Genomic DNA, 10,848 nt, shown 5'->3' on the forward strand with positions numbered 1-10,848 from the left:
CGGTGCGCTGCATCCCATCACCACCGTATACGCCAGGCTTTTGCTAACCGTCACACCCAGTTGTCTTCCAGCTCGGCCAGGGCCTTGCCAGTGCATTCAACGTTCAGCATCACGTAGTGAGCCTTGTGAACATTGTTGATTGCGTAGGCCAGTTGACGACGGCCCCAATCTTCCAGACGGTGGATTTTGCCGCCGTCTTCTTCGATCAGCTTGGTGTAACGCTCTACCATGCCGCCGACTTGCTCGCTTTGATCCGGGTGGACCAAAAAGATGATTTCGTAATGACGCATGAATGCTCCTTACGGGTTGTAGCCTGCCGCTCAAAAGCGGTCAGACAAGGAGTGAATGACACTTATGGACTTGCTTGCGATAGACACATGCGTGCCTGCCGTCACAGCAAGGGGCGCAATTGTAGAGAAGGGACAGGAGCGGCGCAAGGCAATTGGCGATTATTTGAACAGTTCGTTCGATCACATTTTTTTGCCCCACCACAAACCACTGTGGGAGCGGGCTTGCTCGCGAAAGCGGTGTGTCAGGAAACATTTCTGTCGACTGACACCCCCTCTTCGCGAGCGAGCCCGCTCCCACACCTGGATCGTGTTCTGCTTAAGACTTTTTGCCGCCCGCTGCCGCTTTGACACTGCGCTGACGCTGGGCTTCGAACAGACAAACGCCCGTTGCCACGGAAACGTTGAGACTGCTGACGCTGCCCGTCATCGGCAAGTGCACCAGGTAGTCGCACAGATCACGCGTCAAACGACGCATGCCGCTGCCTTCCGCGCCCATGATCAGGATGGTCGGGCCGGTCATGTCTTGCTGATACAGACTTTGCTCCGCCTCCCCTGCCGTGCCGACCACCCACAAACCGCGCTGCTTGAGCTTTTCGAGGGTGCGCGCCAGGTTGGTCACCGCGACCAACGGAATCACTTCCGCCGCGCCGCAGGCCACTTTACGTACCGTCGGCGTCAGCGTGGCTGATTTGTCCTTCGGCACGATGACCGCCAACGCACCCGCCGCATCGGCCGAACGCAGGCAAGCGCCGAGGTTGTGCGGGTCGGTCACGCCGTCGAGCACCAACAACAGTGGCGCGCCTTCGGAACGATCAAGCAGCTCGTCGAGCATCGCCTCGCCCCAGACCTGGCTTGGACTCACGTCCGCCACCACACCCTGGTGAACGCCATCAACCCAGGCATCCAGCTCGCGACGCTCGGCATTGCCGACGGGCACGCGATTTTCACTCGCCAGTGCGATCAGCGCCTGTACACGCGGCTCGCTGCGGCCTTCAGCCAGCCAGATCTGCTTGACGCGCTTGGGGTGGTGACGCAGCAATGCTTCTACCGCGTGCACGCCGTAGATTTTTTCCAACTGACTCATGACTTGGCCTTAGGTTTACGCACTCCGCCGCTTTTGGCAGCTGGAGCGGAACCCGCTTTTGGCGGGCCTTTACGGTGTTTGCTCGGTTTTGCTGGCTTGCCGCCGGGGGCCTTGTCAGGCGCCGACCGTCCGGTCTTTCCCCCAGACGCCGCTTTACCGCCGCTTTTCGCTTCAGACAGCAACGCCTGTTTCATTTCACGACTTTTGCGCAACTCGGCGTTTTTTGCCGCCGCATCGCTTGGACGATAGGCTTCAACAGCCTTTTCCTTCGCAGGACGGCGACCGGTTTTCGCCGGGGCCGGCTCCGCAGCAGTCTTGGCAGCCGCAGGAGCCGTCTCTTGCGTTCCGCGCTTCTTGCGGCCAATCGGCGCGCTGATGGTTTTTTCCGCCATCTCGAAGTCGATCTTGCGTTCGTCGAGGTCAACGCGCATCACGCGCACTTCAACGGTATCGCCAAGACGGAAGCTGCGACCGGTACGCTCACCGGCCAGGCGGTGATGCACAGGATCGAAGTGGTAGTAATCGCCCGGCAGCGCGGTGACGTGCACCAGGCCTTCGACGTAGATATCCGTCAGTTCGACGAACAGACCAAAACCGGTCACGGCGGTAATCACCCCCGGGAACGACTCGCCCACACGGTCTTTCATGAACTCGCACTTGAGCCAGTTCACGACATCGCGGGTCGCTTCGTCGGCGCGGCGCTCGCTCATCGAGCACTGCTCGCCGAGTTGCTCCAGGGCCGCCTCGTCGTACGGATAGATGCGCGCTTTCGGAATGGTCATTGCGCCGGCACGGCGAACGTGCGGCGTGTCTTGCTTGGAGTGGATGACGCTGCGGATCGCCCGGTGCGTGAGCAAGTCCGGGTAGCGGCGGATCGGCGAGGTGAAGTGGGTATAGGCTTCGTAATTCAGGCCGAAGTGGCCCTGGTTATCGGCGCTGTACACCGCTTGGCTCAACGAACGCAGCATGACGGTCTGGATCAGGTGGAAATCCGGACGGTCCTTGATGCTCGCCAGCAATGCCTGGTAATCCTTCGGCGACGGGCCGTCCTTGCCTTTGTGCAGGGACAGGCCGAGCTCGCCAAGGAACGCGCGCAATTTTTCCAGACGCTCCGGTGGCGGACCGTCGTGGACGCGATACAGCGCAGGGATTTCGTGCTTCTTCAGGAACTCGGCGGTGGCCACGTTGGCCGCCAGCATGCATTCCTCGATCAGCTTGTGCGCATCGTTTCGCACGGTCGGACGGATCTCGGCAATCTTGCGCTCGGTGCCGAAGATAATGCGGGTTTCCTGCGTCTCGAAATCAATCGCGCCACGGACGTGACGGGCAGCCAGCAGCACTTTGTACAGCGCATAAAGCTGCTTGAGATGCGGCAGAACGTCGGTGTACTCGCCACGAAGCTGACGCGCTTCGGTGAGTTTCGGCGTTTCCAGCATCGCGCTGACTTTGTTGTACGTCAGGCGAGCGTGGGAATGGATCACCGCTTCGTAGAAGCAGTAGTCGGTCATTTCGCCGGATTTGGAGATGGTCATCTCGCAAACCATGGCCAGACGATCAACGTGCGGGTTCAGCGAGCACAGGCCGTTGGACAGCTGCTCAGGCAGCATCGGCACCACGCGCTCGGGGAAATAGACCGAGTTGCCGCGAACCTGGGACTCGTTGTCCAGGGCCGAGCCGATCTTCACGTAGCTGGAAACGTCGGCAATCGCCACGTACAACTTCCAGCCGCCGGAGAACAGGCGCAGCTTGCCCGGCTTGGCTTCGCAGTACACCGCGTCATCGAAGTCGCGCGCATCTTCACCGTCGATGGTCACGAACGGCAGATGACGCAGGTCGATGCGCTTCTCTTTGTCTTTCTCTTCAACTTCCGGCTTGAGCTTGGCGGCTTCTTTCAGCACGGCCTCAGGCCAGACGTGTGGAATATCGTAGGTGCGCAGGGCGACGTCGATTTCCATGCCCGGCGCCATGTAGTTGCCCACGACTTCGACCACGTCGCCTTGCGGCTGGAAGCGTGGCGTCGGCCAGTGAGTGATCTTCACTTCGACGAACTGACCAACCTGCGCATTGGCGTTACGGCCCGGCGTGACCAGCACTTCCTGCTGGATCTTCGGATTGTCGGCAACGACGAAGCCGATGCCGCCCTCTTCGAAGTAGCGGCCGACGATGGTCTCGTGGGCACGGGACACCACTTCGACGATCATGCCTTCGCGGCGACCGCGACGATCAAGACCGGAAACGCGGGCCAGGGCTCGGTCGCCGTCGAACACCAGACGCATTTGCGCCGGGCTCATGAACAGATCGTCACTGCCGTCATCCGGAACCAGGAAGCCGAAGCCGTCACGGTGCCCGCTGATGCGACCGAGGATCAGGTCGAGCTTGTCCACCGGCGCATAGGTGCCACGACGGGTATAGATGAGTTGAGCGTCGCGCTCCATGGCGCGCAGGCGGCGGCGCAGGGCTTCGATCTGGTCTTCTGTGGTCAGACCAAACTCTTCGACCAGTTGCTCGCGGTTAGCAGGCGAACCCCGATCAGCAAGGTGCTGAAGGATCAGTTCGCGGCTAGGAATAGGGTTTTCATATTTTTCCGCTTCACGAGCGGCCTCGGGATCGAGGGACTGCCAATCGGCCATTAGAGAGTTTTCACCTTGTCTATATGCGGGTTAGTTTGGCATAGGCTTAATGAAACGGGAAATTTCAGGCTCTGACAGCCCATCTAAAGCCCTTTATCGACACTGCAAAGCTGATTTAAATACCACCGGTAATATTTTTCAGGTTTTTTTAATACCGGGGGTTTACAGTTAAAAAGACGCTCCGTATAGTGCGCGCCATCGACGACGCACTCGCGCTGCCGATACTGCCCAGATGGTGAAATTGGTAGACACGCCAGCTTCAGGTGCTGGTGACCGCAAGGTCGTGGAAGTTCGAGTCTTCTTCTGGGCACCAATTCAAATTCAAGGTCACGATCTTGAATCTCACAAAAACCCGCGAAAGCGGGTTTTTGCGTTTCTGCCGTTCAAAAATCTCAAACTGCCACCTTCCCTGTGGCGAGGGGGCTTGCCCCCGTTCGGCTGCGCAGCAGTCGTTAATCCTGAGAATGAGGGGTGGCTGAATGAAGACTGGGGCCGCTTCGCGACCCAACGGGGGCAAGCCCCCTCGCCACAGAAGCCCTCTCACCACACATGCCCTCTCGCCTCAGAAGCGCTCTCACCACACATGCCCCCTAGCCACAGAAGCCAACCAAAAATCTGCGCTAACCGCTCTAGCAAAGCCTTGCCCGACCCGCAAGGCGCACTTGAGAAACAATATCGTTTATCATTGTTACAAGTTTTTGCAATGCGACAGTGAGGAACCCTGCGAATGATGTTTCGAAATACCCTGCGCCGCGGTCTGGCTATCAGCCTGCTCGGCCTGGCACTCGCCACTCCCCTCACCCAGGCGGCCGATCCCGTTCCCCTGACACTCTATAACGGTCAACACAAGGAAGTCGGCGACGCGATTGCCAAAGCGTTCGAGGCCAAGACCGGTATTCACGTCAATGTGCGCAAAGGCAGCAGCAACCAGCTGGCCAGCCAAGTCGTCGAAGAGGGTGATCGCTCCCCCGCCGATGTGATCTACACCGAAGAATCCCCGCCACTGAATAAACTCGGCGAACAAGGCATCCTGGCCCAGACCGATGCAGCCACCCTCGCCGTGCTGCCCAAAGACTACGTCGCCGGCAATGGCACTTGGATCGGCATTACCGCACGCGTTCGCGTGGTCGCCTACAACCCGAAACTGATCGACGAAAAAGACTTGCCCAAATCGGTGATGGAGTTTTCCGACCCTAAATGGCAAGGCAAGGTCGGCTTCGTGCCAACCAGCGGCGCGTTCCAGGAACAAGCCGTAGCAATCATCAAAGTCCACGGCATGGACGCCGCCGAGGAATGGCTGACCGGGCTGCGCGCGTTCGGCAAAACCTACAGCAACAACATGGTGGCGCTGAAGGCCGTGGAAAACGGTGAAGTCGCGACGGTGCTGGTGAACAACTATTACTGGTTCGCCCTGCAACGCGAAAAAGGCCAGCTCGATTCGAAACTGCACTACTTCACCGGCGGCGACGTTGGCGGGCTGATCACGGTGTCCAGCGCCGCCGTGCTGAAATCCAGCAAACATCCCAAAGAAGCCCAGCAATTTCTTGCCTACATGGCCAGTGAAGAGGGTCAACGCGTAATCACTCAGACCACCGCTGAATACCCGCTGCACAAAGGCATGCAATCGGATCGCGGCCTCAAGCCCTTCAGCGAGCTGGAAGCGCCAAAAGTGACACCCGCCGACCTCGGCAACGCTGAAGAAGCCTTGGACCTGGAACGTGACGTTGGCTTGAACTGATGGGCACGACGTTATCCGCCCCCGCATCCGCCGGGGGTTATGTGCCACGGCGCAAACGGCCGTCGATCTGGTTGTTGCTACCGGTTTTGTTGCTGGTATTGCTCAGCCTGTTGCCGCTGGCCTATGTCGGGCTCAAGACCTGGCAGGCGGGTTGGGCCGAGGCGTTGCATCTGCTGTGGCGGCCTTATGTATTCGGGCTGCTGCGCAACACCTTGGCGCTGATGGTCGGCGTGACGGTCACGTGTGGCGTGATCGGCTTGTCGCTGGCCTGGCTGCTCGAACGCAGCAATCTGCCCGGGCGTCGCTTGTGGGGCGTGATCCTGTGTCTGCCCTTCGCGGTGCCGGCGTTTGTCAGCAGTTTCACCTGGGTTTCGCTGAGTGCGCACTTCGAGGGGCTGGGCGGGGCGATCCTGGTGATGACGCTGTCCAAGTATCCGCTGATCTTTCTGCCGGTCGCGGCGACGTTGCGCAACCTTGACCCGTCTCTGGAAGAGTCCGCCCGCACCCTGGGGCAGAATCGCTGGGGCGTGTTCTTCAGGATTACCCTGCCGCTGCTGTGGCCATCGCTGCTGGCCGGATCACTGCTGATTGCGTTGCACATGCTGGTGGAATTCGGCGCGCTGTCGATCATCGGTTTGCAGACGTTTACCACGGCGATCTATCAGCAATTCGAACTGGAATTCAGCAACGCCAACGCGGCGATGCTTTCAGCGGTATTGCTGGCGTTGTGCCTGATGTTGCTGTGGCTGGAGCTGCGGGTTCGCGGCAAGGGCCGACACGTGCGCACCGGCCAGGGCGCGGCGCGGCGTGCGGAACAGGTTCGCCTCGGACCGTGGGCCGCCGCAGGGCAACTGTATTGCCTGGCACTGGCGATCATCGGCAGCGGGATTCCGCTGGCCATGCTGGCGTACTGGCTGGCAGTGGGTTCGTCGGCAGCCTTCCCGGTGGCGGCGATCAGCGAGGCGCTGTTGTCGTCTCTGGCGCTTTCACTCGGTGGCGCGGAGTTGTGTCTGGTACTGGCCGTGCCGGTGGGATTGTTGGTGGTGCGCTACAAAGGCCAATTGGCAATCTGGGCCGAGCGCCTGCCGTATCTGCTGCATGCACTGCCGGGCTTGGTGATAGCGCTGACGCTGGTGTACTTCGCCCTGCATTACGTGCCTGTGCTGTACCAGACATCGGCGTTGCTGCTGATCGCTTATGCGCTGCTGTTTCTGCCGCTGGCTCAAGCACCGATCCGGACCGCGCTGAACAAGGCTGCACCGCAGCTGGAAGAGGCGGCACGCACGCTTGGGGCGTCGTCGTTCAGTGCGTTTTGCCGGGTGACATTGCCGATTATCTTCCCCGCGCTGGGAGCGGCGTTCGCGCTGGTGTTTCTGGATGCGATGAAGGAGTTGACGGCGACGCTGCTGCTGAGCCCGACCGGGCTTAACACATTGGCGACGGAAGTCTGGGCGCATACCGCGAACGTGGAGTTTGCGGCGGCGGCGCCTTATGCGGCGTTGTTGATTGTGGTGTCGGGGCTGCCGGTGTATCTGCTTACTACGCGGATGTATTTGAGCCGTTGAGATAGTCATCGCGAGCAAGCTCGAGGTATTCACAAGATTTGGTGTTCACTCACAATCAATAGTTGATTGAAGTGCTCACAAAACTTGTGCTCTCACAATCACTGTGGGAGCGGACTTGCTCCGGGCGGCGTTCCGACGAAGAGGCCAGCCCGGTCAATTCCAATCCTAAGCCCGGAACTGCCCCAGACTCGCCTTCAACTGTGCAGCCAAGCCATCCAGCACTTTGCCGCTGGCCGTGGTTTCCACCACCGCCTGAGCCGCTTTCTCAGCCTGCACGTGAATGGTTTCAACCCGCCCGCGCACCGCCTGCGCACCTTGCGCCTGATGCTCTGCGGCTTGAGTCGCCAGACCGATCGCCGCGTGCACTTGCTCGACCGACACCTGCACCGACTGCTGCAACCGCGCACTATCGCGCAGTACCAGCAAACCTTCGTTAGCCTGCCGCCCGGCCAGACCAATCGCCGCCACGGCTTCACGCGCACCTTGCTGCAACGCCACGATGTGCGCCTGGATGTCACCGGTCGAACTCTGGGTTTTGCTCGCCAGCGCCCGCACCTCGTCCGCCACCACGGCAAAGCCGCGGCCGGTTTCGCCTGCACGCGCCGCTTCGATGGCGGCGTTCAGCGCCAGCAAGTTGGTCTGCTCGGCGATCCCGTGAATCACCGTCAGCACCACTTCGATCTGCTCGCTCTGTTGCGCCAGTCGCTCGATGACTTTCGCCCCGGTGTCGACCTGCCCGGCCAACGCCTCGATCAGGCTGCCGACTTTCGCCGAGGTCCGGGTGTTTTCATCGGTCGCGGAGCGGATGTCCACCACTTGCTGCAAGGCTGCCTGCATCGCATGGCTTTCAGACTGCGCCTCGTCGGCCATTTGCGACAGCGCCCGCAGGCTCTCGGCCACTTCGTCACGCTGCATGCCGGCCGCCGCATCGGCCCCGGCGTTGCGCAAGGTCATGGCACCGATTTCCACACCGGTACGCTGGGCCACATCGCCCGCCTCACGCACGATCGGCTGCAACTTATCCACAAAGCGATTGACCGCCGAGGCCATGTCGCCGATTTCGTCCTTGCTGCTGATCTGCACACGCTTGGTGAGGTCACCCTCGCCCGCCGCCAGATCGTCCATGGCGCTGATCAGCATCTTCAGGCGGTTGACCACTCGACGCCCCAGCACCACCGCCAGCAACAGCAGCACGCCCAAGCCGACCAGCGCCAGGCCCATGCCAATGCGCCAGCGCAAGGTCGCCGCGGCTTCCTGCACGGTGCTGGTGGTGTTGGCTTTCATTTCAGAAGCGGTGGCCTGAGCGGACGTCAGGCGCGCGCGCATGGCTGTAGCGCTGTCCGCCGCTGCGCCTGCGAGGCTCTCACCGACCAGTTGATCACCGCTGGCAATCAGCGCCGCAAAGCGTTTGTCCAGCGCCGCCAGATCGGTTTCTACCGAGGCGGTCGAGACGCCCATCAAGACCTTGCCGATTTCCACGCCGTTCGGGTTGATCGACGCTTCGAGGTAATAGACCGAAGGATCGTTTTGCGCCGCGAACAGCACCTTGTCCAGCGCACGCTCACCCTGGCCTTTTTCCAGCAGGGCTTTGTTGATCGGGTTTTCGCGGTTGAGGTAACGCGTCAGGTGTTGCCCGGTCGCGTCGTCATAAACCACGAACAACACGTTGGGATTGCGCTGGGCCCGACGGGCGAATTCGGAGAGGGTGGGAACGTCGCTGTCCCACATGGCGCGCGGTGCGACCGAGGCCAGCAGTTGCGCCATGTCGTTGGCGGAATCTTTCAGATCCTTTTCCAACGTCGCACGCAGTTGCACCTGCTCTTCTTTCAGCCGCGCAGACAGACCGGCGGTAAGCCGTTGACGCGTACTGGCCGAAAGATTGTCGAGGCTCGACGTGACTTCACGCCCCGCCTGCTCCAGTTCGCCAGAAAGTTTTTGACTGTCGGCACCCAGGCGCACACCCAGATCGGCTTCCAGCGCGGTCACTGTGCTCCGAGTCAGGGCAACAGCCACCAGCACCTGCACCAAAAGGGCGATACCGAGGGTAACGAATACGGGCCGCAGCAAACGGCTTTGTAACAGTGAGAGAACGGCCGACACTTGATACCCCTCCGCATTGACGCCATTAAATTGATGGCACGCCAGAAGCAATGCACTTGATGACGATCACACGCAAAGGTCATGCCGTTCGACAGGCATAAACGACAAAGGCCCCGATTAAGGGGCCTTTGTTTTTAACATCAACGACTTATCAGGCGAACGGGTGACGCAAAACGATGGTTTCGTTGCGATCCGGGCCCGTCGAAATAATGTCAATCGGCGCACCGACCAACTCTTCAACGCGTTTGATGTAATTGCGAGCGGCTTGCGGCAGCTCTTCCAGCGTCTTGGCACCGACGGTGGATTCGGTCCAGCCCGGCATCTCTTCGTACACCGGCTCCAGGCCGATGTAGCTGTCGGCATCAGTCGGGGCATCGATCACTGCACCGTCCTGGTTCTTGTAGCCAACACAGATGTTGATGGTTTCCAGACCGTCCAGCACGTCCAGCTTGGTCAGGCACAGGCCCGAGATGCTGTTGACGTCGATAGCACGACGCAGGATGACGGCATCGAACCAGCCGCAACGACGGGCACGACCGGTGGTTGCACCGAACTCGTGGCCACGCTTGGCGAGGAACGCGCCAACGTCGTCGAACAGCTCAGTCGGGAATGGACCCGAACCGACGCGGGTGGTGTAGGCCTTGGTGATGCCGAGGATGTAATCCAGGTACATTGGGCCAAAACCCGAACCGGTGGCGATGCCGCCCGCCGTGGTGTTGGAGCTGGTGACGTACGGGTAAGTACCGTGGTCGATGTCCAGCAGGGAGCCCTGGGCGCCTTCGAACATGATGTCTTTGCCAGCGCGGCGCAGTTCGTGCAGCTCAGCGGTGACGTCGAGCATCATCGGCTTGAGCAGCTCGGCGTATTCCATGCACTCGTCGAGCGTCTTCTGGAAGTCGATCGCAGGTTCTTTGTAGTAATTGACCAGGACGAAGTTGTGGTAATCCAGCAACTCGCCCAGCTTGGCGGCGAAACGCTCGCGGTGGAACAGGTCGCCGATGCGCAGGCCACGACGTGCAACCTTGTCTTCGTAAGCCGGGCCGATGCCGCGACCGGTCGTACCGATCTTCAGCTCGCCACGGGCCTTTTCACGAGCCTGGTCCAGCGCTACGTGGTAGGACAGGATCAGCGGGCAGGACGGGCTGATACGCAGGCGTTCACGCACCGGCACGCCTTTCTCTTCCAGCTTGATGATTTCCCGCAGCAGAGCGTCGGGAGCAACCACCACGCCGTTGCCGATCAGGCACTGCACGCCTTCGCGCAGCACGCCCGACGGGATCAGGTGCAAGACGGTTTTTTCGCCATCGATGACCAAAGTGTGACCCGCGTTGTGGCCACCCTGGTAGCGCACTACGGCGGCAGCATGTTCGGTCAGCAGATCAACGATCTTGCCTTTGCCCTCATCACCCCACTGGGTGCCCAGGACTACGACATTCTTAAC

General features: G+C 60.5%; 6 protein-coding genes, 1 tRNA gene and 1 pseudogene. 3 read left to right on the forward strand and 5 right to left on the reverse strand.

Going from position 1 to position 10,848, the window contains the following annotated elements; translation table 11 throughout:
* Positions 1 to 56: 56 nt before the first annotated feature.
* The 3 genes and pseudogenes from rpsF to rnr all read right to left on the reverse strand — a co-directional run.
* Positions 57 to 290, reverse strand: a pseudogene (gene rpsF, locus ACQKP4_RS27140) (30S ribosomal protein S6); the annotation flags it as partial.
* A gap of 316 nt (positions 291 to 606) precedes the next feature.
* The gene (gene rlmB, locus ACQKP4_RS27145; protein WP_427637066.1) at positions 607 to 1,374 is read right to left on the reverse strand and encodes a 23S rRNA (guanosine(2251)-2'-O)-methyltransferase RlmB; all 768 of its coding nucleotides are present in this window, start codon (positions 1,372 to 1,374) and stop codon (positions 607 to 609) included.
* A complete protein-coding gene (gene rnr / locus ACQKP4_RS27150; protein ID WP_427637067.1) occupies positions 1,371 to 4,004 on the reverse strand; it encodes a ribonuclease R in 2,634 nt (877 codons plus the stop codon). The genes rlmB and rnr overlap by 4 nt, the downstream gene beginning before the upstream one ends.
* 226 nt (positions 4,005 to 4,230) lie before the next feature.
* On the opposite strand from rnr, the gene ACQKP4_RS27155 reads away from it, so the two are divergent.
* The 3 genes from ACQKP4_RS27155 to ACQKP4_RS27165 all read left to right on the forward strand — a co-directional run bounded on the left by ACQKP4_RS27155 (position 4,231) and on the right by ACQKP4_RS27165 (position 7,307).
* Positions 4,231 to 4,317, forward strand: a tRNA-Leu gene (locus ACQKP4_RS27155).
* A 414-nt stretch (positions 4,318 to 4,731) separates the two neighbouring features.
* Positions 4,732 to 5,742 (forward strand): extracellular solute-binding protein, encoded by a 1,011-nt coding sequence (locus ACQKP4_RS27160; RefSeq protein WP_427637069.1) that lies wholly within the window; start codon positions 4,732 to 4,734, stop codon positions 5,740 to 5,742.
* Entirely contained in the window at positions 5,742 to 7,307 is a 1,566-nt protein-coding gene (locus tag ACQKP4_RS27165; RefSeq protein WP_427637070.1) for an ABC transporter permease, read from the forward strand. The genes ACQKP4_RS27160 and ACQKP4_RS27165 overlap by 1 nt, the downstream gene beginning before the upstream one ends.
* 165 nt (positions 7,308 to 7,472) lie before the next feature.
* Here the strand turns inward: ACQKP4_RS27165 and ACQKP4_RS27170 are convergent, their stop codons facing one another.
* Both ACQKP4_RS27170 and ACQKP4_RS27175 read right to left on the reverse strand, forming a co-directional pair.
* A complete protein-coding gene (locus ACQKP4_RS27170) occupies positions 7,473 to 9,407 on the reverse strand; it encodes a methyl-accepting chemotaxis protein (RefSeq protein WP_427637072.1) in 1,935 nt (644 codons plus the stop codon).
* A 151-nt stretch (positions 9,408 to 9,558) separates the two neighbouring features.
* On the reverse strand, positions 9,559 to 10,848 hold a 1,290-nt coding region (locus tag ACQKP4_RS27175), incomplete at its 5' end, for an adenylosuccinate synthase (RefSeq protein ID WP_427637074.1).

Origin of the sequence: Pseudomonas sp. NPDC086278, from assembly GCF_050280905.1 — a bacterium.
GTDB lineage: Bacteria > Pseudomonadota > Gammaproteobacteria > Pseudomonadales > Pseudomonadaceae > Aquipseudomonas.

Coding starts and splice junctions, on each gene's coding strand:
- rlmB (WP_427637066.1), bottom strand. CDS start 1,374: ATGAGTCAGTTGGAAAAAATCTACGGCGTGCACGCGGTAGAAGCATTG.
- ACQKP4_RS27165 (WP_427637070.1), top strand. CDS start 5,742: ATGGGCACGACGTTATCCGCCCCCGCATCCGCCGGGGGTTATGTGCCA.
- ACQKP4_RS27160 (WP_427637069.1), top strand. CDS start 4,732: ATGATGTTTCGAAATACCCTGCGCCGCGGTCTGGCTATCAGCCTGCTC.
- rnr (WP_427637067.1), bottom strand. CDS start 4,004: ATGGCCGATTGGCAGTCCCTCGATCCCGAGGCCGCTCGTGAAGCGGAA.